The organism is Actinomycetes bacterium (assembly GCA_022599915.1).
GTDB lineage: Bacteria > Actinomycetota > Actinomycetes > S36-B12.
In genome coordinates this window covers 131,892-153,840 of record JAHZLH010000026.1, presented here as the reverse complement: position 1 = coordinate 153,840, position 21,949 = coordinate 131,892, and the positions used below count along the sequence as shown (strand labels likewise).

Genomic DNA, 21,949 nt, shown 5'->3' with positions numbered 1-21,949 from the left:
TAGGCTCGGGGCATGGCTGTAGTTGATTGGGATGCCGCTGCCGATATCGCGGTGCGAATGGTTCCCGCTGGTCCAACTACGACGGCGCCAGAAGCTAATCAAGCTGTAGCTGAACTCACCGAACTTGCGGCTGCAGCGGTGCAACCGGTCCGCAAGACAACCGGCATGGTGGCAGATGTCGGTGAGCATCGAGCCGCAATAGTGGACCGTCCGGAGTGGATCAGATCCAATGTGACGGGTATGCGCGAACTGCTGCTGCCGCTGGAAGATCGGCTCGATAAATCTGATGCCCCGTCCTGGTTGCCCAGTGCCGCTGGCCGCGTCTCTGCTCTTGAATTCGGGTTGGCCCTGTCCTGGGTAGCGACCAAGGTCTTAGGCCAATACGAGGCGGTTGTGGCGCCGGGCAGTAGCAACCGCCTGCTGTTGGTGGCACCGAACATCGTCGCTACCGAGCGCCAACTGGATGTACCACCTCGAGACTTTCGTATGTGGGTGGCGTTGCACGAGGAGACTCACCGGGTTCAGTTCGGCGCGGTTCCCTGGCTGGAGGCTCACTTTCGCACCGAGGTCGAGTCGCTACTGCTGGAGATGGATACCGCAGGAACTGATGCACTGAAACGGCTGGGCGCAGCGGTAGTTGCCGTCATCAAGGTGTTGCGTGGCGCCCCAGGCGCCACCATTATCGATGCGATCCAGACCCCCGCCCAGCGAGAGATTTTTCTGCGGCTCACGGCCTTGATGTCGCTACTGGAGGGACATGCTGATTTCGTGATGGACGCTGCGGGTCCGGAAATCATTCCGAGCCTGCCGCAGATCCGCACCAGATTTGATCATCGTCGGCAGAGTCCATCCGCAAGAGAGGGTCTCATCCGGCGGCTGCTGGGAATGGATGCGAAGCTAAAGCAGTACTCCGATGGTCGGCGGTTTGTTGCAGAGGTGGTCGCCGACATCGGGATGTCGGGCTTCAACCGGGTGTGGGAGTCACCACAGATGTTGCCCAGCGCAGATGAGATAGCCGACCCCGCTCGCTGGTTGGCTCGGACCGGACAGTGAAGCTGCCCCCTCATCGATTCCAACTGGCCAGACAGCTGCAACGCGAGCTGGCCGACGTGACGTCGCAACAGCTGATCCAGATTGCCTGCTCCGGTGGTCCAGATTCGCTGGCACTCGTGATAGCAGCGGCCGATGCTGGGCTCAACGCGGAAGCGGTGATCATCGACCATCAACTGCAGTCCAACTCAGCACAGGTAGCTCAGACTGCAGCCGGGCAGTGCCAGCAGATCGGTGTGCCGGCTCGGATCGAAGTGGTACAGATTGTGGATATCGGGGCCGGCCCCGAGGCAGCTGCGCGAACCGCTCGCTATGCAGCCTTGGACGCGATCGCGGCGGAGTCTGCTTCCTCGGCAATGCTGCTGGGCCATACTGCCGATGATCAGGCAGAGACGGTTCTACTGGGGCTACTACGGGGGTCGGGGGTGCGCAGCCTGGCGGGCATGCCAGCTCGCAGGGGACATTACCGGCGCCCGTTCTTGGATATCGAGCGGGAAATCATTGAACTGGCGTTGGCGGAATGCGATGTCGAACCCTGGCGGGATCCCCATAACGAGGACCTCCAGTTCACTCGAGTGCGCGTTCGTAACACTGTGCTGCCAATGCTGACTGAGCAACTTGGTCCCGGGATCGGTGCCGGACTGCGACGGACGGCACTCCTGGCTCGCGCTGATGCGGATGCCCTCGATGACTGGGCAACTAGCGAGTTTGCTCGGGTGGCTGCGGCTGGGATGAATGTGGAAGACCTAGTGGAGCTCCCCGAGGCGATTAGGTGGCGAGTGCTGCGGCGATGGTTGCTGGCGGTGGGATGTCCAGCGCAAGATCTGACCCTGGATCATGTCCGCTCCGTTGCGGAATTAGTCACCCATTGGCACGGTCAGGGTCCCCTGCATTTACCTGGAAGTGTCAACATAGGGCGTTCATGTGGCACCCTCGTTGCTGATGGTTACAACCCGGATGGGGGTAGCGAATGAACCCGGGTGATGCGGGTGAGGATCTAGCAGAGGTCCTCATCGATCAAGAAACGCTCGATCGCCGAGTAGGCGAACTCGCAGCGGAAATTCATGCGGCGCATCCCGAGGGTGATGTGGTTTTTGTTGGCGTACTTAAGGGCGCCTTCATGTTTATGGCCGACTTGTCGCGGGCGATGCCGGCCCCGGTAGAACTGGACTTCATGGTGGTGTCCACCTACGGCTATGGCACCAAGTCCTCTGGGGTGGTGCGAATCCTTAAAGACCTCGACCTCGACATCGCTGGTCGGCGGGTCGTAGTCGTCGAAGACATCATCGATTCCGGGTTGACGCTGTCATGGCTGCTACGTACGTTGTCGGCGCGCAAACCAGCCTCGCTGGAAGTCTGTGCGTTGCTGCGAAAGCGAGAGGCGCTGGAAGTGGATATCGATCCGGAATATCTGGGCTTCGATATTCCCAACGAGTTTGTCGTGGGCTACGGATTGGACTTCGCCGAGCGCTATCGCAATCTCACCGTCGTGGGCACCCTCACCGAGGAGGCCCTTCGTGCGGGTGGACATCGCGCTGGTCCGCGGCCGGGGTAAGCAGGAAGAGCTTGATCTCGCGGCCTGCTCTGCCGCGGTAGGCCAAATAGGCTGGCCATAATTCGTACATGACTTGCCAAATCTCTTCCCGCTCGGTGGGGTCGGTCACGAGTCGAGCAGTGACCGGAAGTTCGCGCCCCGCGATGGTGAGTACCGCCGAAGGTTGATCAACCAAGTTCAGCGCCCAAGCGGGGTGATGGCTTTGCCCGAAGTTGGATCCAACCAGCACGAAGTCGTCCCCTCGTCGGCCATAAAGCAGCGTTACAGCTCGGGGTTGCCCCGACTTGCGGCCGGTCGTCGTCAGTAGGCACTGCGGTAGACCGTAGTTTCCCAGCAACCCGAATCGACCGTGCGTGCGGCGTAATACCCGCGCGTCCCACGGCGCTAGTCGAGCAGCCACCGCGGCAAACCACCGTTGCTGGCCGAGCGACCGCATGAGGTTGCGGTAGAGCATGGCTGCCACACTAGCGGGATCGGTCGCTTCCTCAATCGAGGGAAGTTAGCCGACGAAACTGCCAGTGGAGGATCGTCGATGAATCTTGTCATCGTAGGCATGCGAGGCGCCGGCAAGTCGAACGTCTCCCGCCGGTTGGCGCTGATCAGCAAGCGCCCGGCACTGTCCACCGATGATCTGGTCCGCTACGAGACTGGGCAGTCGATTCCGGACTTTGTCCAGCAGGAGGGCTGGTCAGCCTTTCGAGACGTGGAATATCAGGTGCTGCAAAAACTACTGGCGATGGAGTCAGCGATCGTCGACTGTGGTGGCGGAATCATGGTGGAACTTGATGACTCCGGCAGCGAGATCTTCAGCGAACGTAAAGCAGAACTGTTGTCGCAGTTGGGAAGAGTCGTGTTTCTGGCTGGTGATCTCGATCGGCTTGCGGCCAAGGCTAATCGGGGCGCACGACCGATCCTGAGCGATCAAGTTTCCGTCCGGGAGATCATGGAGCGTCGGCTGCCCTGGTACGAGCGCATTGCGGACGTAACCATCGACATCGAGGGCAGGAAGCGGCAGTCGATCGCCGAAAAGATTGCTAGCGAGCAACTGGGTGGTTGGTCGGATCCAGCGGCAGAAAAGGTGCCCAGTAACTAGTACTGCGTCAGCGAAGCACCGGTGCTGAGGCTGGCTTACCTCTGCTTGCTTTTCTTGGTTTGGCTCGCTGCACCGTCGCCCGTTGACTCATTGGCCGGGATCTCGGCCAGCTGAATTTCCGCTGGTGGTGCCACCAGCGGAGGTCCCAACGTCGTATCCACGGAGTGCGGCCCAGAACTAGTGGTCCAGATGGCAAAGACCACTGACGCGATCGCAGTCATGATCAACAGTTTCTGCACCACGGATCGGACCAGTTCACTGGCCGCGACGTCGGAGGCGGCCTGGCTTGCGACAGCGCTTCTTGGTAGCTGCTTTGGCAACGTGCCTCCCGACTCATACGAATGGTTGCCGGTTGAGAACAACGACGCTCGGCGAGACCCCCGCGCCCAGCGGTGGTGGTGTGAAAAATCCTCCAATCGGGCCAACGGGACTGCGAGTGGATGTGCGGTTGGCGGTCGATGTTCTCGCTGGGCGTAGTCAATTCCGGGTCTGAGCGGAACGCGGCAGTAGCTACCAGCGTTAGCATCCAAGAGTCGGCGAAAGCTGTGGACGGGAGAGTGCACGATGTTCGAACGGTTTACAGACCGAGCGCGGCGAGTTGTGGTGCTAGCGCAAGAAGAAGCTCGCATGTTGAACCACAACTACATCGGTACCGAGCACATTCTGCTCGGGCTGATCCATGAGGGCGAAGGTGTGGCAGCCAAAGCGCTGGAGAGTCTGGGAATCTCGCTCGAGGCAGTGCGGTCCCAGGTCGAGGAGATTATCGGCCAAGGGCAGCAGGCTCCTAGTGGGCACATACCGTTCACCCCCAGAGCCAAGAAGGTGCTCGAGCTGTCGTTGCGAGAAGCGCTGCAGTTGGGGCACAACTACATCGGTACGGAGCACATACTGCTGGGGCTGATTCGTGAGGGGGAGGGCGTCGCTGCCCAGGTGTTGGTCAAACTTGGCGCCGACCTCGGTCGAGTGCGTCAGCAAGTGATCCAGTTGCTGTCCGGATACCAAGGTAAGGAACCCGCTACTTCCGGCGGCCCGCAGGAGGGAACGCCTTCGGGTTCGCTGGTGCTTGACCAGTTCGGCCGAAACTTGACCCAGGCAGCGCGGGAAGGCGAGCTAGACCCGGTGATCGGCCGCGAAAAGGAAATTGAGCGGGTCATGCAGGTGCTATCCCGTCGCACCAAGAACAATCCGGTGCTGATCGGGGAGCCGGGAGTCGGCAAGACCGCTGTGGTGGAGTCACTGGCTCAGCAAATCATTGACGGCGAAGTCCCGGATACGCTGCGCGACAAGCACCTATACACGCTCGATTTGGGTGCACTCGTCGCCGGGAGTCGTTACCGCGGTGATTTCGAGGAGCGGCTCAAGAAAGTTTTGAAGGAGATCAAGACCCGAGGCGACATCATCTTGTTCATTGACGAGATGCACACGCTGGTAGGTGCCGGTGCCGCGGAGGGCGCTATCGACGCCGCGAGCATTCTTAAGCCAATGCTCGCGCGTGGGGAACTGCAAACCATCGGAGCGACCACACTGGACGAATACCGCAAGTACGTCGAGAAAGATGCGGCCCTAGAGCGCAGATTTGCCCCGATTCAGGTGCCCGCACCAGACGTCGACTTGACCTTCGCCATCCTCAAGGGGCTGCGTGATCGCTACGAGAGCCACCACAAGGTGACCATCACCGATGAAGCGCTCAAGGCCGCCGCTCGGCTGTCGGACCGCTATATCAGTGATCGTCAGCTGCCGGACAAGGCGATTGATCTCATTGACGAAGCTGGTTCGCGACTGCGAATTCGCCGGATGACCGCCCCGCCGGACCTTCGGGAGTTTGACGATCGGATCGCGGAGGTTCGCAAGGAGAAGGAATCAGCGATCGATGCCCAAGACTTCGAGAAGGCCGCCAACCTTCGCGATCGGGAGAAGCAGCTGATAGGCGAAAAAGCTACTCGCGAACGGGAGTGGAAAGCCGGCGACATGGACGTTGTTGCTGAGGTAGATGAGAAGCTGATTGCCGAGGTGCTGGCGCTGATGACCGGCATCCCGGTCACTGATCTATCTGAGGATGACACGCAGCGGCTGCTTCGGATGGAGGAAGAACTGCACCGTCGCGTCATTGGTCAGGAGCAAGCAATCAAAGCGCTGTCCAAGTCCATGCGCCGAACGCGAGCGGGTTTGAAAGATCCGAAGCGTCCGTCAGGTTCCTTTATCTTTGCTGGCCCCTCGGGTGTCGGCAAGACTGAGCTGAGTAAGACGCTGGCTGAATTCCTGTTTGGTGATGAAGATTCGCTGATCGCGCTGGATATGAGTGAATACTCCGAGAAGCACACCGCTTCGCGGCTGTTCGGTTCCCCTCCTGGCTATGTGGGCTACGAAGAGGGTGGTCAGCTCACTGAGAAGGTACGTCGGAAGCCGTTCTCAGTAGTCCTCTTTGACGAGATCGAAAAGGCCCACCCGGATATCTTTAACTCGTTGCTGCAGGTGCTGGAAGAAGGCCGACTAACCGATGCGCAAGGCCGAGCGGTTGACTTCAAGAACACTGTGATCATCATGACCACGAACCTAGGCAGTCGAGATGTCTCCAAGACGCTCGGCTTCGCTCCGGTGGATGATGATGCGGATGCCTACGAGCGGATGAAGAGCAAAGTACAGACGGAGTTGAAACAGAACTTCCGGCCGGAGTTCCTTAATCGGATCGACGACGTGATTGTCTTCCATCAGCTCGCTCGGGCCGAGATCATTTCGATCGTCGATCTGATGGCAGCTCGGTTGGATGAGCGGCTTGCTGAGCGGGACTTGAGTGTGGAGTTCACGACTCCAGCCAAGGAACTGCTTGCCGAGCACGGTTACGACCCGGTCATGGGGGCCCGACCGCTACGGCGAACGATCCAGAATGAGATCGAAGATGTACTAAGCGAGAAGATTCTGTTTGGCGAAATCCCGCCGCACAGCATCATCGTGGTGGACGTCGAGGGCGAAGGCAAAGACGCGGACTTCACTTTCACGTCACAGCCCAAAGCGGATCTGCCGGATGTACCGCCGGTGGAGGCTGCTGAGTCTGACTAGGGTTTGGGCGACGAACTCGGCCAGAGCGCTGTCAGCGAGCTGATCCAGCCCCCGGGAGCGCGTGTCGCCCAGCAGTGTCGGTGACAAGTAGGCCGTCTGCCAGCAGCGACGCTTGTGCTCGCTTGAGTTGTGTAGCGTTCGGCCACACCAAGTCGATCTCTGCCTGCAAGACTCCTGCTGGAGTGCTGCGGACTAGTTGCAAGATGCGTCCGCGCACTTCGCGATCGCTACCGGCAAAGGGTGCTTGCCGAGTGGGTGGCGCCGCGTTCTCCGGGCGACCGGCGGCGAACCAGGCACACGAACGGTTCAGCGGGCACTCCTCGCAAGCAGGGTTGCGGGCGGTGCAGACAAGTGCCCCCAACTCCATGATTGCTTCACTAAGTACGGCGGCTGCTTCCCCGGACGGCGGCAGGGCGGCTGAAAGTTCGTCGCGCTCGGCTTGAGTGGCTGATCCAGTCTTGGGATAAGCGCGACCGTGCCAAACGCGAGCAAGCACTCGCCGAACATTGGTATCAAGCACCGCTATTCGACGCCGATAGGCGAAAGCGATGATCGCCGCCGCGGTATAGTCCCCGACCCCGGGTAAGGACAGCAACGTTGCATGGTCGGTTGGTAGCACGCCTTGGTGCCGGTCCCGGATCTCCGTAGCTGCCGCGTGCAAGCGCAGGGCTCGGCGAGGGTATCCCAACCGACCCCACATCACGACGGCCTCCCCAGCGGGTTCACTCGCCAAATCACTCGGAGTAGGCCATCTCGCTAGCCACTTCTGCCAGGCCGGCAGCACCCGATTCACTGGAGTCTGTTGCAGCATCACTTCACTGACGAGGACCGCCCAGGGATCTCGAGGTGGGTTGCGCCAGGGAAGAGCTCGCTGATACTCGGCGAACCAGCTGGTCAGAATTTCCACCTAGCCATTATCGGTAGTCGAAGTTCTGCTGCATCAGGTGGCCAGACTTGGTGGCAGCCGGGCGCCGGACTTCTCAGATTCGAATAGTGTCTGTCGAGCTACTCGCTTGCCGATGCAGTCCGGGAAGTGCCGCAGTCGCCTCCTGTACCGTCTGCACCTCGATAATCTGGACGCCCTCGGGGAGGGTCGCCGCGGCTTCTTTCGCTCCCCGCGGCGCAACAACCACTCGACAACCTTGCCGGACTGCTTCGCTGATCCTCGCGGCCAGCATCGGGCTGGATCGGATGTCCCCGCTGAGGGTGACCTCGCCGATCACAGCAACATCGAGCGGCAGCGGTTCAGCTGTGATGGCAGTAACGACTGCCAGTGCGATAGCCAGATCAGCGGCAGGATCGGGGCAGCGGATTCCGCCCACGGTGCCGGTGAACAGGTCGCGTTCGCCGATCCGCAGACCACAGTGTCTCTCCACGACCGCACCCAACATTGCTACCCGGGCAGAGTCCAAACCGGTAGTTCCCCGTCGCGGATTCGGGCTGGTGGATGCTGCCGCTAGCGCCTGGACTTCCACCAAGAGAGCTCGCCGGCCCTCGACGGCCACGGTGAGTGCCGCACCCGGTACGGGGGTGTCACGTTGCGCCCGGAATAGCGCGGAGGGATCGGGCACTTCACGTAGCCCTGACTCGGTATGTTCGTAAACCGCCAGCTCATCCGCCGGGGCATACCGGCTTTTCTGGACTCGCAGCAGCCGCAGTGTGCTGCGCGAATCGCCGGTAAACATCAGCACGGTATCGACCAGATGTTCCAGTTGCCGGGGGCCACCGATCGCGTCGTTCTGCTTGATGACTTGACCGACCAAAATCAGACAAGTGCTTTGCTGCTTCGCCACCCTGGTGAGTGCTGTCGAGACCTCATTCACTTGGGCAACGCCACCCGCTCTGCCGGTGACCTCGGCGGACGCCACGGTCTGCACCGAGTCAACGATGACGAGTGCGGGGTCATCGAGTACTTCAATCTGCCCGAGGATGGCGGCTAGGTCGGTGTCATCGGCGAGATGAAGAAACTCGCTGTTCGCGCCCACCCGGCGAGCTCGCAGCGCCAGTTGACTGACCGACTCCTCAGCGCTGGCATAAAGCACTGGACGCTGCTGATTGGCGGCGATCGCGTTCGCCACCATGATCAATAACGTGGACTTGCCGACCCCGGGCTGGCCAGCGATAAGCGAGGCCGAGCCGACAACAAGCCCTCCGCCCAGGATGCGGTCTAGTTCCGGTAAACCCGTAGCGATGCGAGCGGGATTGCCGTGAGAACTAGCCAACACCTCTGCAGCGGTTTGAGCAGGTCGCTCCGGCTTCACCGGTCGTAGTGATGCGCTGAGCCCCGATTGTTGCCGCTCTCGGGCTGCCGGCTTTGATTCGCCCACTGATCCGTATTCGCCGCAACTGGTGCAACGGCCCAGCCAGCGTGGGAAAGAGACGCCACATTCGCTACATTCATAGCCGTTGGACCGGGCCATTCGACTAGCCTCCTCTCACCTCGTAGCAGGAATCTACCGCCACCCTCCGGCAGGGCGAGTGAGCGGCAGCCAGATCAGCTTGGTCGCCGCAGCGATCGAGCTGAGTGTGCCCAGCCCAGTATTGCTACTCGAGGGTGAAGGATGCTTTGCTGCTCTTGACGTCGAGATTCTTGCCCACCGCGTCGTAAGCGCCAGGTTGGGCAGCAGGTTGCTCTGCTGGCGGCACGGGGCAGCCCTTGCCGCTGATCGTGCGTGGCCAGGGGATAGTCACCGAGGCGACTGCTTGTGAATCCAGCACCTGTACATCTTGACCGCCGACGTCCTCGCAGTCATCACTGGACCATACCCGGACCCCACCCGACGAGATTTCGATGCTGTTCGCATCCGCACCGATATCTCGGCTGCAGGCTTCGGTGCCAATATTTTGAATGGCGAGCGTGATCTCCGGAATGGTTCCAGCGGGGTAAGTGGCCGAATCCGGCTCCACGGTCACCTTGATGTCCTCATCGAGGCAGCTGCCAGCATCGGCTGCTGGCGATTCAGACGTATCCGGTGTCGGTTCAGCAGTCGGCTGCTCAGATGCCACCGGATCCGTTGTTTCCTCGCCGTTATCGCAACCGCCGAAAATCAGGAACAACAGCAGCAGCATTACCAGCACCGCCCCCACCACAACTGCCCGCCGCCGCCAGTAAATCTTCGGTTCCTCCGGCCCGACCGGATTCATCACTGAACTCACGCAACAACGGTAACCCTCGCGAGTTCCGGTCCCTGCCGCGGGTTGGGCGTGCCGGGTTACAGAAATGTCGCAGTTGCAGCGGGCCGGATCACTGGCTGCCCGCCAATACGGTGATGGTTACTGATCTGCGGGGTGCCCAGCTAGTTGTGGACCCACCGGCTCGATGCGCAACGCAGCCCGAGCCGCGTCAAACGCCTCGCAATGTCGGCACAACTCCTGATAGGCAGCAGCACCGAGAAGTTCCCGCAACTCATCGGCACTGCTGAGGTAAAGCGGATCCGAGCCGACATGGGCTGCGGGCTCATTCGTGCAGTACCAATCAAATTCGTGCCCACCGGGTCCCCACATCGCGCGGGTGTACTCCGTGATCACGACCACGAGTTTCTGATCACCGTCGGCAGTCTCCCGATTTTCATAGTCACGCCTGATCGGCAGTTGCCAGCACACATCGGGCTTAGTGGTGACATGGGATTCGCCCAGACGCTCTGCCAGCACATGCAGTGCACAGCCTGCGCCACGTGGAAACTCGGGATCGTTCAGGAAAACGCAAGCCCCGCCTGTTACCTGGGTTTTGTGCTCGCCGTCATCATCCTGGGTGAGCCAATCGCGTTTGCGGATTTTGTCGCCACCGGGATGCCGCTGCCACTCTGCGGGCGTCAGCTGCGCGACTGCATTCGTCACCCGCCGTCGGTCTGCTTTGCCGGCAAAGTGCGCCCCGTGAGTGCAGCAACCGCCGTACGGGATACTGGCGTCGATGCTTTGACAGCCGCGACCGTAGATACAGGTGTAACTAGAGGTGAGCCAGGTGAGATCGGCTCGAACGATCTGGTCAGAGTTATCCGGGTCTTCGAACTCAATCCAAGCTCGGGGGAACGGCTCTAGGTCCTCATCCACGTCACCAGCCTAGATGGCGTACCGTCGTGCTATGCGCTTGGGCGTCCTCGACATTGGTTCTAACACCGTGCATTTGCTCGTGGTGGACGCCTATTACGGTGCGGCCCCGGTCCCCGCGCACTCCAACAAGATCGAACTTCGGCTGGCTGAGCACATCGATGCTGATGGAAACGTCGACGAGGTAGCGGAACGCACGCTGGCAGAGTTCCTGATCGATTCTCGCCAGGTGGCTGAGGACCTGGGGGTCACCGAGGTACTCGCCTTCGCAACCTCGGCCATCAGGGAGTCCGGCAACGGGGACGAAGTGCTACGACGGGTGCAAGAACAGACCGATATCGATATCGCGGTACTCTCCGGTCCCGACGAAGCGCGGCTGACCTTCCTGGCGGTACGACGGTGGTTTGGTTGGTCGTCAGGGCGACTACTGGTCTTGGATATCGGTGGTGGCAGTCTGGAGATTGCGGTGGGTGCCGATGAAGAGCCTGATCAAGCGGTATCGGTGCCACTCGGTGCTGGTCGGCTCACTCGGAAATGGTTGACGCACGATCCACCGAAATCCAAAGAACTTCGAGAACTCCGCAAATACATCCGCATTGAGATTGCGGAGCAACTGGCTCTCGTTCAGCGCTCCGGAAGCCCCGAGCGTACGGTCGCCACCTCCAAGACTTTCCGGCAGTTGGCCCGGATCGCCGGTGCCCCGCCCTCCGGTGAAGGTCCGCTCATACCTCGGTCGCTGCGGTTGGCGGATTTGTCCAAGTGGCTGCCCCAACTGGCGGAGATGTCCGCCGCTGAGCGTTCTGAGCTGCCTGGAGTCTCCGCCGGCAGAGCAGGACAACTCGTGGCTGGCGCGCTCGTTGCCGAAGCCGCTATGGAACTGCTGGGGGTTGAACAGGTAGAGATCTGTCCCTGGGCGCTGCGCGAAGGCGTGATCTTGCGTCGGCTGGACGGGATCAGCCAGTGAAGTTGTCGGGTGGGGATCTGCTCGCTTCTGTCAGAACGGATCCCAGCGAAGGGCTGACCGATACTCAGGTCGCCGAGCGAGTCGCGGCCGGGCTGATGAATGTGGCGCCCGATGCTCGCAGCCGAAGTCTGGGTGACATCGTCAAGGCCAATACCTTTACGTGGTTCAACGGGCTGATCGGTACGTTGTGGCTGATCATGATGTGGGTGGCGCCACCCCAAGATGCACTTTTCGGCTTGGTAATCGTGTTCAACACCGGCATCGGCATCATTCAGGAGTACCGAGCCTCGCGGGAGCTGGCGAAGTTAACTGTGCTGGGTTCAGTGCGTCCCACCGTCGTGCGTAACGGCAGTACCGAGTCGATTGCCATCGAAGAGGTGGTGCGGGACGACGTCGTGGTGCTATCGGCAGGTGATCAGATTGTGGTGGACGGCGAGGTGCTCACCAGCACCGGGCTCGAGATTGACGAGAGCTTGCTGACTGGCGAAGCTGATCCCGTTCATAAATCGGTTGGCGACGAGGCGATGAGCGGATCGTTCGTCGTGGCTGGCGCTGGTGTCATGGTGGCGCACCGGGTCGGTCCTGATTCCTTCGCCGCCGGACTCACCGCCGCAGCGAAACAATTTTCACCGACTAACTCGGAATTGCGCGACTCGGTGGCAAAGTTCGTACGGTTTGTTTCCTACCTGATCGTGCCGATCGGGGTGTTGTTGGTGATTAGTCAGCTTCGGGCTGATCAGGATTTGCCCGATGCGATTCGAGGCTCCATCGCAGGCATGGTCACGATGATTCCGGAAGGTCTGGTGCTGTTGACCAGTATCGCGATGGCGGTGGCGGTGGTGCGGCTAGCACAGCGCAAGGCGCTCGTGCAGGAGATGCCAGCGGTTGAGGCGCTGGCGCGAACGGATGTGGTGTGCGTAGACAAAACCGGTACCCTCACCGATCCTGGGATGGCGCTGCGGTTGATTTCGCCGCTGATGGGCCAATCACCGGATGCGATTCGAGCCGTCTTGGGCGCCGTCGCCGCAAGCGACCCGCGACCTAATCCGACCATGGATGCGGTGCGTGCTGCCTGCCCTGACCCTGGCTGGCAGGTACAGGATGCGGTGCCATTCTCCTCTGCCCGCAAGTGGTCAGCCGCTTCGTTCGCTGAGCATGGTCAGTTTGTGATTGGGGCACCAGAAGTGCTGGTTGCCGATCTCTCCACAACGGATTGGTGGTCAGCGGCAGAGCGAGAAGCCGCAGCTGGCTCGCGAGTGCTTCTCCTCGCAGAACTCAGCGCCCCAGTGACCGCGGATGGTGACCTGCCGGCGATGACTGCGGCTGCGATTGTCGTTATCGACCAAGTCCTCCGCGCCGATGCAGCTGAGACGGTGGCCTTCTTCGACGAGCAGGATGTTGCGGTGAAGGTGATTTCCGGTGATAACGCAGCGACCGTCGGCGCAATCGCGGAACGGGCTGGAGTGGCCGGAGCTGAAGATCCGGCGGACGCCCGCGCCTTGCCGGACGCTCCCGATGAACTCGCTGAAGCGATGGATCGACACTCGGTCTTTGGGCGAGTATCGCCAGAGCAGAAGCAGTCGATGGTCGGAGCACTGCAAGAAAACGGCCATACCGTCACCATGACCGGAGACGGGGTCAATGACGTGCTGGCGCTCAAACGTGCCGACTTGGGCATTGCGATGGGATCAGGTGCACCGGCCAGTCGCGCAGTCGCGCAGATCGTCCTGTTGAACAACAAGTGGTCAACGCTGCCGGACATCGTCTACGAGGGTCGCCGCGTGCTCGGCAACATCGAGCGCGTCTCTGACGTATTCCTCACCAAGTCCATTTATGCGATGTCGATATCGCTGGCGACTGGGCTATTCGGGGTCGCCTTCCCGTTCCTTCCCCGACAACTGACACTCGTAGCTGCGCTGACCATTGGTATCCCCGGGTTCTTCTTGGCGCTGATGCCCAACAGTGATCGATTCCGCCCCGGCTTCTTTCGCCGAGTGCTGCTGTTTGCCGTGCCAGCGGGGTTGATCACCGCAGTATGTGCCTTTACGACCTACCTCATCGCCAGTGATCGCTACGACGAGGTGGAAGCACGCACCTACACCACCATCACGCTGTTCTTAGTGGCGCTCGCTGTGCTGCTGCGGTCAGCGCGGCCACTGACTTCATTGCGACTGGCGGTGGTTGCTGGCATGGCAGCTCTGTTCCTGGCTGTGCTTGTGGTCCCGGCTCTGTCACAATTCTTTGCTATGGAGATCGAAGACCCGCATGGTTTGTCGCTGGCTCTGATGGCCGGTGGCCTCGGCGCTGCCGTCATTTTGCTGGTCTCTCCTATCATTGACCGGGTGAGAGCCTCATGAGTCGCAGTTCTCGCCGAGGGGCCCAGGCCGGGAGTTCAGAACCTGCTGTCAGAATCCCGAACGCCAAGGTCGCGCTGTCCACTGCATCGGTGTACCCGGAATCGACGGCTGCTGCGTTTGAGATCGCCAGTCGACTGGGCTACGACGGTATCGAGGTCATGGTGATGACCGATCAGGTCAGCCAAGATCCAGATGCACTACGACGACTCTCTGATCACTACGCCATGCCCATCCTGGCTGTCCACGCCCCATGTCTCTTGGTTACCCAGCGGGTGTGGGGCACCGATCCTTGGGGAAAGTTGGTCCGCGCGCGACGAGCGGCTGAAACTCTGGGCGCCAAAACAGTGGTAGTCCACCCGCCATTTAGGTGGCAGCGCGACTACGCCCGTGACTTCGTTGTGGGTCTCAACCGAATGGGTGAAGAGACAGATATTCGGTTCGCGGTCGAGAACATGTATCCCTGGCGAGCTCGCTCGCGCGAAGTAGCTGCCTATGCTCCGGGTTGGGATGTTCGGCTGGCGGACTATCCGCACTGCACGCTCGATTTGTCTCACACCGCCGTTTCCGGCTCGGACCCGCTTCGGGTCGCCGAAGATCTTGGTGACCGGTTAGCGCACATTCATCTGGCGGATGGTTCCGGGTCCGCCCGGGATGAGCACCTGATACCGGGTCGCGGAAGTCAGCCAGCGGATCAGCTACTGGAGCTGCTTGCCCGACGACACTTCGACGGTGTGGTCGTAGTGGAAGTATCGACGCGCAAGGCATCCTCTCGCGCCGAACGAGAGGCGGATCTCGCTGAAGCGTTGGCCTATGCCCGACTACATATGGCGGTTTCAGTGGCTGAGCGGCGAACAGGACGCGTTGAGCCCAACTCTTCTCTAGGCTAGGGCTGTGGCCAACGAAGATGTTTCTGATGCAGTGCTAGATGCCGCTCGAGTGGCGTTCAACTCCAAGGGCTATGCCCGTACCACCATGAAGGGGGTGGCTGCCGCCGCCGGTATTGCGCCGTCGGTACTACGCAAGTACTACGACAACAAAGAGCAAATGTTTTCGGCCGCAATGAAACTGCCGTTTGACCCCTCCAGCGCGGTTCCAGAGTTGATCAGTCCCGGTCTGGACGGCATGGGCGAACGGCTGGTGCGAGGAACATTCGAAGTCCTGAAGGACGATGAGAGCCGAGAGCAGATCATTGAACTCTTCACCGCGGGCGCGGCAGCGGGTCGGGCAGCCCAGTCAGTGCAGGACTTCCTGGAGGAAGCTGTCGTCGATCGAATCGCCGGTGTAGTCGGGATTCCCGACGCGCGCATGCGAGCGTCGCTGATTTCTAGTCACTTGATCGGGCTGGCTGCGACTCGCTACGTGATCCGACTTGAGCCACTGGCCTCGGCTTCCGAGGACGAGGTAGTGCGGATATATGCACCGATGATTCAGGATCTGCTGGATCCGACCAAACCGGTTTACTAGTGGGCGGCTTTCCCGCCTAGGCAGCGCTGCACCGTGGCTGACCAGCGACTAGCCTGCAAGGCAGGAACTAAGTTTTCGGTCAGAAAGTTGACGCCGACGGGTGTCAAGGATGCGAGGAGTTGAAGTGATCAGGCGAGCTATGTTGTCCGTTTCCCGCAACGAAAAGATCCGCGAACTGTCAGTGTCGATGCCGGTCACCCGCGATGTAGTGCAGCGGTTCGTCGCCGGTGAGGCCACTGCCGACGCCGTCGCGGCAACGGCCGATATCACCGCCACCGGACGGCAGGTAACGCTAGACCGACTGGGGGAGGACGTCGTTGAGCGGGCGGGTGCGCTGCAAACTCGGGATGACTACCTGAATCTGCTGGAAGCGTTGAACGCGAACGGTCTGACCGGCGATGCTGAGGTGTCAGTCAAATTGTCCGCCGTCGGGCAGGCGCTGCCAGGTGATGGCGAAAAGATCGCTTTGGAGTTGGCGCGAGAGATCTGTGAACGTGCCCACCGCTACGGCACCACCGTCACTTTGGATATGGAGGATCACACCACGATCGACTCGACCTTGGGCATTCTGTGGGAACTGCGCCAAGACTTCCCGACCACCGGAGCGGTGCTGCAGTCCTACCTGTATCGAACTGAGGGAGACTGTCGAGATCTCGCCGGTGAAGGTTCCCGAGTCCGGTTGTGCAAAGGGGCCTACAAGGAGCCGGAATCGGTGGCCTACCAGTCTCGGCACGACGTAGATCTGTCCTTTGTCCGCTGCATGAAGATCCTGTTCGCTGGCCAGGGTTATCCGATGATCGCTTCGCACGACCCCCGACTGGTGGAGATTGCCCAGGCGTTGGCGGTGCACAATGATCGGCCTCGGGGCAGCTACGAACACCAGATGCTTTTCGGCGTGCGTCCTGATGAGCAACAGCGGCTCGCCGACGAAGGCGAACGGATGCGGGTCTATATCCCCTACGGTGAAGATTGGTACGGCTACATGATTCGCCGCATGGCTGAAAAGCCGGCGAACATGTCGCTGTTCTTGAAAGCGTTGTCGTCGAAGAACTGATCGGCCCCGGCCGGGAGGGAGCACTCGGTGGGAAGACTTGCCATTATCGGAGCAGGCGTCATGGGGGAGACGCTACTTTCCGGACTCATCCGAGCGGGGCGTCAGCCCGCTGACTTAGTTATTGCCGAGCGTCGCGAGGACCGCGCCGCCGAACTCATCGAGCGGTACGGCGTTGAGGTGCTGGACAATACGGAGGCTGCTGCGGCGGCAGACACCGTGGTGCTGGTGGTGAAGCCGCAGGACATGGCGGCGGTGCTGGACCCAATGAGCAGCAGCATTCGTCAGGGTGCGCTGGTGATCTCGCTAGCAGCAGGAATCACCACGTCATTCCTGGAGGAACGACTGTCCCCTGGTGTTGCAGTGGTTCGGGTGATGCCAAATACCCCGGCGCTGGTGGATCAGGGGATGTCGGCGATCTCGCCGGGATCATCGTGCGATGAACAGCACCTGGCGGAAGCGGAACAATTGCTTAGCGCCGTAGGTCGAGTGGTCAGGGTGCCGGAGAAGCAGCAGGACGCCGTGACTGCAGTCTCAGGTAGTGGTCCGGCCTACATTTTTTATGTAATCGAAGCCATGATCGAGGCGGGTGTGCATTTGGGGCTACCGCGAGCGACTGCCACTGAACTAGCTGTACAAACCGCATACGGATCAGCGGAGATGTTGCGGCAGACGGGCGAACACCCGACGGTATTGCGGGAGCGGGTCACCAGCCCGGCAGGCGTCACCGCCGCGGCGCTGCGGGAGTTGGAAGAGCATGCGGTGCGTGCCGCGTTTCTTGGTGCCCTAAACGCTGCCCGAGATCGTTCTGAGGAACTCGGAGCCTGACATGAGCCACAACTCGGTGCTGCCGTGGAACGAACTGTTGTCGGATTACGACTTCGGTCCACAGCACCCGCTGAGCCCAATCAGAGTCCAGCTGACCTTCGAGTTGATCAAGTCGCTCGGTTTGTTGGAATCCGACACCTTGGATGTGGTGGAGGACATCCCGGTGCCGACAGATGACGTTTTGCTGCGGGTCCACACTCCCGAGTTCCTAGCGGCGGTGAAACAAGCCTCAACCGATGCGGATTTCAGCGATTTACGTCACGGGTTGGGGACGCTCGACGTGCCAGTTTTCCCTGGTATGCACCTAGCAGCGGCCCGATTGTGTGGCGCCACCCTGCTGGCAGCGCAGTCGGTCTATCACGGTCGAAGCGAACATGCCGTCAACATCGCAGGCGGTCTGCACCACGCAATGCCGGACGCGGCTGCTGGATTCTGCGTGTACAACGACCTTTCGGTGGCGATTCAGTGGCTGCTGGATCAAGGGGTGGAACGGATCGCCTACATCGATGTAGACGTCCACCACGGCGATGGTGTGCAGCGTGCCTTCTGGGATGAACCGCGAGTGATGACGATCTCTATTCACGAGAGCCCGCACACGCTGTATCCGGGCACTGGTTGGGCAACTGAAATCGGTGGGCCACGGGCATTGGGTACGGCGGTCAATATCCCGGTCCCAGCGGGCACCGGTGATCAGGGGTGGTTGCGAGCCTTGCACGCGGTGGTGCCGGACGTGCTGCGCGAATTTCGACCGGATTTCATCGTGTCGCAGCATGGCTGTGACAGTCATTTCCAAGATCCGCTGGCTAGTTTGGCGGTGTCGGTGGATGGCCAACGGATGGCGGCACGTGCCATTCACCGCTGGGCTCATAGTCTCGCTGGGGGTAACTGGGTGGCGACCGGTGGTGGTGGCTATGAGTGGCTAGAGGTAGTCCCGCGGGCCTGGACGCACCTGGTAGCGGAATCTGCTGGAGTTCCCATCGAACCGGAGACCGAAGTGCCGCAGGCGTGGCGCCGCCATGCTGAAGGCATTATCGGTCGCGAAGCGCCAGAGACGATGACGGACGGTTACGACCCTTGGCCCAAGCATTGGAGCCTGGGCTATAACCCACGAGATCCGTTAGATGCCGCCGTCCACGCCACGCGCAAATCCGTATTTCCGTACCTGGGATTGTCGCTCAGCGACGGGGAAGATTAGCCCGACGGGCCGGTCTGCAGGCAAGTTATCGCCAATGTCACATTGCGCACCAGCGTGGCGGCCGTTCGAAGCATCCACAAACGGGCAGTAGGCTAGAGCGCATGGGGATGTCGACGGCATCCCACACGAACGCCGCCGACGGTGGTATTGAGCAAGTCGAGGTCTTTATGGGTTCCGTAGTTAAGAAGCGCCGCAAGCGGATGGCGAAAAAGAAGCACCGCAAACTGTTGAAGCGCACCAGGGTGCAGCGACGCAACAAGAAATAGCACTAGTTCCTAGACGGCGACCGGGAGGAGGGGGCCATGGGGCAGGTAGTTCTCGTCACGGGAGTTTCGCGGCATCTAGGTGGCCGAATGGCCCAGATGCTCACTCGCGATCCCCAGGTAGATCGAGTTATCGGGGTGGATGTAGTTCCCCCGCGCGGTGACATCGGTCGCGCAGAGTTTGTGCGCGCCGATATCCGCAACCCGATAATCGCTAAGGTCATCAACGCCGCTGACGTTGACACAGTTGTGCACATGGGAGTCATCGCGACCCCCATCCAGGCCGGTGGCCGAATGTCGATGAAGGAAATTAATGTCATCGGCACCATGCAGTTGCTTGCGGCCTGTCAGAAGGCCCCCACGCTGGAGCGACTCATTGTGAAGTCAACGTCCTCGGTCTACGGTGCAGGTCCCCGTGACCCGGCGATGTTTACTGAGGCAGTTGAGCCCCGGCATGCGCCCATATCCGGTTGGGCCAAGGACTCTGGCGAGGTGGAAGGCTACGTGCGCGGTTTCGCGCGCCGCCGTCCCGACGTTGCGGTGACAACCTTGCGGTTCGCAAACTTCATAGGGCCGCAGGTTGAGACTGCGATGACTGGGTACTTCAGCCTCCCGGTGGTTCCATTCGTCATGGGTTACGACGCGCGCTTGCAGTTCATCCACGAGGATGACGGCCTGCGTGCCATTCACGAAGCAACGGTGAATGATCGACCTGGCCTCTACAACATCGCAGGAGACGGCATCCTGATGCTGTCCCAGGCGATCCGACTGGCTGGGCGACCACCGGTGCCGTTGCCGCTACCACTAGTGCCGCTAACGGGTCGGGGCATGATCAAAACCGGCTTGGCGGACTTCAGTCCAGAACAGGTGCGGTTCCTCACCTATGGTCGCGGCATCGACACCACGCGGATGCGGGAACGGCTGGGCTTTGAGCCGGAGTACACCACCAAAGAAGCTTTCATGTCCTTTGTTGAGGCACGAGGACTCAACAAAATCCTCTCCCCGCAGCGGGCAGCTGCCGCGGAGCAGGTGCTCGCCTCGGTACTGACTAGTGGAGGAAGTCATGACTGACGCCCGTATCATTCCCATTTCTGGCGAAGCCCCCGCCAGCACGACTAGCTCGCCGGGTACTAGTCGCGGCCAGACAGCGGCTTCGTCGGGTTCCGAGAACAACTCGGGTCGGGTGGCAGGCGGTGCTGCGGCTCGACCTCGTGCACGCACTCGCACTCGCGCGAAGGCCGAGGAAACCGAAGCGCCGGATCCTCAGCCAGCGCCACTGCCCGGATCTGACTATGAGAAGCCATCCTGGGACGACAAGGTCGCCGGAGCGCTGTCTTTCCTGCGGCGCCGGGTGACCGGTGACTATCCAGTCGACAACTTCGGATTCGATCCGGAGCTGTTGGATCAGATCTTGATGGCGCCATTCCGGCCGTTGTACGACAAGTGGTTCCGAGTGGAAACCCGCGGGCTAGAGAATGTTCCTGACGTCGGTGGCGCCTTGGTGGTCGCCAATCACTCCGGGACCATTCCGCTGGATGCGGTGATGACGCAGCTGGCGCTGCTGGATCACCACCCGGAGCACCGGCACTTGCGGATGCTGGGGGCTGACCTGGTATTCCAAAGCCCATTCATTGGCGAGTTGGCTCGTAAGAGCGGCTCCACCCTGGCTTGTGCACCCGACGCGAAGCGACTGTTGCAGCAGGGCGAGTTGGTCGGTGTCTGGCCGGAGGGCTTCAAGGGCATTGGCAAGCCATTTAGTGAGCGTTACAAACTGCAGCGGTTCGGTCGAGGTGGCTTCGTAGCAGCAGCGCTGGAGGCGAGGGTGCCGATCATCCCGACTGCCATTGTGGGCGCGGAAGAGATCTACCCAATAGTGGGAGATGCAAAGGCGTTAGCGCGACTGTTCGGTCTGCCGTATGTGCCGATTACCCCAACGTTCCCTTGGCTCGGCCCCCTGGGTCTGGTCCCGATGCCGAGCAAGTGGATCATCATGTTCGGGGAGCCGATCCACACTGAAGAGTTTGGGCCGGAGGCGGCCGAAGACCCGATGCTGGTCTTCAACCTAACCGATCAGGTTCGCGAAACTATCCAGCAGCAGTTGTATCGGTTGTTGGTGCAACGCCGCTCAGTCTTCCTGTAGTTGCGTTGCCGACCTAACCGCGGCGGCTGGCAGCAACGCCAACTGCCGCCCCGGCCGCGACTAGTCCGGCAACCACGCCCGCGGAGACACCGGCCCGTTTCGCGGTCTGTTTGCCGCGGTAGTTGTACATCGGCCAACCGTTGTCCCGTGCTTGTTCTTTCAAGTCAGAATCTGGGTTGATCGCTACTGGGTGGCCGACTGTGGTCAGCATTGGTAGGTCGTTTGCGGAGTCAGAGTAGGCCCAGCACTCGTCGAGGGCGTAGCCTTCTCGCCGCGAGAGCGCGCGAATAGCTTCCGCCTTTGCCTCGCCATGCAGCGGGTAGCCCACCAGGTGCCCGGTGTAGCGGCCATCCATTGATTCGGCGACTGTTCCCAGTGCACCAGTAAAGCCCAGCCGATCCGCAAGAATTTGGCCGATCTCGACTGGCGTGGCGGACACGAGCCAGACCGGTTCACCGGCATCGATGTGTCGTTGCGCCAATGACAAGGTGCCGGTCCACATCTTGTCGCTCATCGTTTCTTCGAAGACATCTTCGCCGAGCTCAACAATCTCCTGAACCGTGCGCCCCTCGACGAAAGACAGACCGGCCTCGACTGCCTCAGCCATGTCGTCCATATTCTCGCCACCGAAGAGCTGGAATCGCAGTTGCGCGATGGCGAATCTGGCAATGTCACCCGCGTCGATCAGTCCATGGCTCGCTGCGCCGCGGGCGAAGAAAAACATGCTGGATCCGCGAATCACAGTGTTGTCGATATCGAAGAAAGCCGCCGCGCCGTCCGCACCCGAAGGTGCGGCTTCAGTTGGCGTGGCTTGTTCCGCCGCCGCCTCACCGGTCTTTTTGTAACGCTGCCGCAGTTTGGAGAGTCTCTTGGCCACAGCGCCAC

The 21,949-nt window shown here is 60.9% G+C and carries 22 protein-coding genes; 15 read left to right on the top strand and 7 right to left on the bottom strand.

Annotated elements, in window-relative coordinates:
* Positions 1-12 precede the first annotated feature (12 nt).
* From K0U62_05060 to hpt, 3 genes are read left to right on the top strand one after another with little or no spacing between them, the layout of a single operon-like run.
* On the top strand, positions 13-1,053 hold the full coding sequence (locus K0U62_05060) for a zinc-dependent metalloprotease (GenBank protein MCH9800894.1): 1,041 nt from the start codon (positions 13-15) through the stop codon (positions 1,051-1,053).
* The gene (gene tilS / locus K0U62_05055) at positions 1,050-2,024 is read left to right on the top strand and encodes a tRNA lysidine(34) synthetase TilS (GenBank protein MCH9800893.1); all 975 of its coding nucleotides are present in this window, start codon (positions 1,050-1,052) and stop codon (positions 2,022-2,024) included. The genes K0U62_05060 and tilS overlap by 4 nt, the downstream gene beginning before the upstream one ends.
* Positions 2,021-2,605 carry a hypoxanthine phosphoribosyltransferase gene (gene hpt / locus K0U62_05050; GenBank protein ID MCH9800892.1) on the top strand — a complete coding sequence of 195 codons (585 nt, stop codon included), beginning with the start codon at positions 2,021-2,023 and terminating at the stop codon, positions 2,603-2,605. Before tilS ends, hpt begins: the two co-directional genes overlap by 4 nt.
* Here the strand turns inward: hpt and K0U62_05045 are convergent.
* Positions 2,550-3,059, bottom strand: a complete 510-nt coding sequence (locus K0U62_05045) for a nitroreductase family deazaflavin-dependent oxidoreductase (protein ID MCH9800891.1) — start codon at positions 3,057-3,059, stop codon at positions 2,550-2,552. The two genes, hpt and K0U62_05045, sit on opposite strands and share 56 nt — an antisense overlap.
* Before the next feature lie 78 nt (positions 3,060-3,137).
* On the opposite strand from K0U62_05045, the gene K0U62_05040 reads away from it, so the two are divergent.
* On the top strand, positions 3,138-3,698 hold the full coding sequence (locus tag K0U62_05040; GenBank protein ID MCH9800890.1) for a shikimate kinase: 561 nt from the start codon (positions 3,138-3,140) through the stop codon (positions 3,696-3,698).
* Between the two features lie 35 nt (positions 3,699-3,733).
* Here the strand turns inward: K0U62_05040 and K0U62_05035 are convergent, their stop codons facing one another.
* Complete coding sequence (locus K0U62_05035; GenBank protein ID MCH9800889.1) at positions 3,734-4,018, bottom strand: hypothetical protein; 285 nt, start codon at positions 4,016-4,018, stop codon at positions 3,734-3,736.
* A gap of 244 nt (positions 4,019-4,262) precedes the next feature.
* Here K0U62_05035 and K0U62_05030 point away from each other — a divergent pair, with 244 nt between their 5' ends.
* A complete protein-coding gene (locus K0U62_05030) occupies positions 4,263-6,755 on the top strand; it encodes an ATP-dependent Clp protease ATP-binding subunit (protein ID MCH9800888.1) in 2,493 nt (830 codons plus the stop codon).
* A 31-nt stretch (positions 6,756-6,786) separates the two neighbouring features.
* Here the strand turns inward: K0U62_05030 and K0U62_05025 are convergent, their stop codons facing one another.
* The 4 genes from K0U62_05025 to K0U62_05010 form a co-directional block, all read right to left on the bottom strand.
* The gene (locus K0U62_05025; GenBank protein ID MCH9800887.1) at positions 6,787-7,566 is read right to left on the bottom strand and encodes an A/G-specific adenine glycosylase; all 780 of its coding nucleotides are present in this window, start codon (positions 7,564-7,566) and stop codon (positions 6,787-6,789) included.
* A gap of 169 nt (positions 7,567-7,735) precedes the next feature.
* Complete coding sequence (radA, locus tag K0U62_05020) at positions 7,736-9,175, bottom strand: DNA repair protein RadA (GenBank protein MCH9800886.1); 1,440 nt, start codon at positions 9,173-9,175, stop codon at positions 7,736-7,738.
* A gap of 124 nt (positions 9,176-9,299) precedes the next feature.
* Positions 9,300-9,911, bottom strand: coding sequence for a hypothetical protein (locus K0U62_05015; protein MCH9800885.1), 612 nt, complete (start codon positions 9,909-9,911; stop codon positions 9,300-9,302).
* A gap of 117 nt (positions 9,912-10,028) precedes the next feature.
* Entirely contained in the window at positions 10,029-10,805 is a 777-nt protein-coding gene (locus K0U62_05010; GenBank protein ID MCH9800884.1) for a hypothetical protein, read from the bottom strand.
* 31 nt (positions 10,806-10,836) lie between these two features.
* On the opposite strand from K0U62_05010, the gene K0U62_05005 reads away from it, so the two are divergent.
* The 10 genes from K0U62_05005 to K0U62_04960 all read left to right on the top strand — a co-directional run bounded on the left by K0U62_05005 (position 10,837) and on the right by K0U62_04960 (position 21,064).
* On the top strand, positions 10,837-11,766 hold the full coding sequence (locus tag K0U62_05005) for a Ppx/GppA family phosphatase (protein ID MCH9800883.1): 930 nt from the start codon (positions 10,837-10,839) through the stop codon (positions 11,764-11,766).
* A gap of 95 nt (positions 11,767-11,861) precedes the next feature.
* Entirely contained in the window at positions 11,862-14,123 is a 2,262-nt protein-coding gene (locus K0U62_05000; protein ID MCH9800882.1) for an HAD-IC family P-type ATPase, read from the top strand.
* A complete protein-coding gene (locus K0U62_04995) occupies positions 14,120-15,010 on the top strand; it encodes a sugar phosphate isomerase/epimerase (GenBank protein ID MCH9800881.1) in 891 nt (296 codons plus the stop codon). The genes K0U62_05000 and K0U62_04995 overlap by 4 nt, the downstream gene beginning before the upstream one ends.
* Positions 15,011-15,014: 4 nt before the next feature.
* The gene (locus tag K0U62_04990) at positions 15,015-15,587 is read left to right on the top strand and encodes a TetR family transcriptional regulator (GenBank protein MCH9800880.1); all 573 of its coding nucleotides are present in this window, start codon (positions 15,015-15,017) and stop codon (positions 15,585-15,587) included.
* 124 nt (positions 15,588-15,711) lie between these two features.
* Complete coding sequence (locus K0U62_04985; protein ID MCH9800879.1) at positions 15,712-16,641, top strand: proline dehydrogenase family protein; 930 nt, start codon at positions 15,712-15,714, stop codon at positions 16,639-16,641.
* 27 nt (positions 16,642-16,668) lie between these two features.
* Positions 16,669-17,466, top strand: a complete 798-nt coding sequence (gene proC / locus K0U62_04980; protein ID MCH9800878.1) for a pyrroline-5-carboxylate reductase — start codon at positions 16,669-16,671, stop codon at positions 17,464-17,466.
* Between the two features lies 1 nt (position 17,467).
* Positions 17,468-18,661 carry an acetoin utilization protein AcuC gene (locus tag K0U62_04975; protein MCH9800877.1) on the top strand — a complete coding sequence of 398 codons (1,194 nt, stop codon included), beginning with the start codon at positions 17,468-17,470 and terminating at the stop codon, positions 18,659-18,661.
* A gap of 167 nt (positions 18,662-18,828) precedes the next feature.
* Complete coding sequence (locus tag K0U62_04970) at positions 18,829-18,927, top strand: AURKAIP1/COX24 domain-containing protein (protein MCH9800876.1); 99 nt, start codon at positions 18,829-18,831, stop codon at positions 18,925-18,927.
* Positions 18,928-18,963: 36 nt separating this feature from the next.
* The gene (locus tag K0U62_04965; protein ID MCH9800875.1) at positions 18,964-19,995 is read left to right on the top strand and encodes an NAD-dependent epimerase/dehydratase family protein; all 1,032 of its coding nucleotides are present in this window, start codon (positions 18,964-18,966) and stop codon (positions 19,993-19,995) included.
* On the top strand, positions 19,988-21,064 hold the full coding sequence (locus tag K0U62_04960) for an acyltransferase family protein (GenBank protein MCH9800874.1): 1,077 nt from the start codon (positions 19,988-19,990) through the stop codon (positions 21,062-21,064). The genes K0U62_04965 and K0U62_04960 overlap by 8 nt, the downstream gene beginning before the upstream one ends.
* 13 nt (positions 21,065-21,077) lie before the next feature.
* Here K0U62_04960 and K0U62_04955 read toward each other — a convergent pair whose 3' ends face one another.
* Positions 21,078-21,788, bottom strand: a complete 711-nt coding sequence (locus K0U62_04955) for an HAD-IB family hydrolase (protein ID MCH9800873.1) — start codon at positions 21,786-21,788, stop codon at positions 21,078-21,080.
* Positions 21,789-21,949 lie beyond the last annotated feature (161 nt).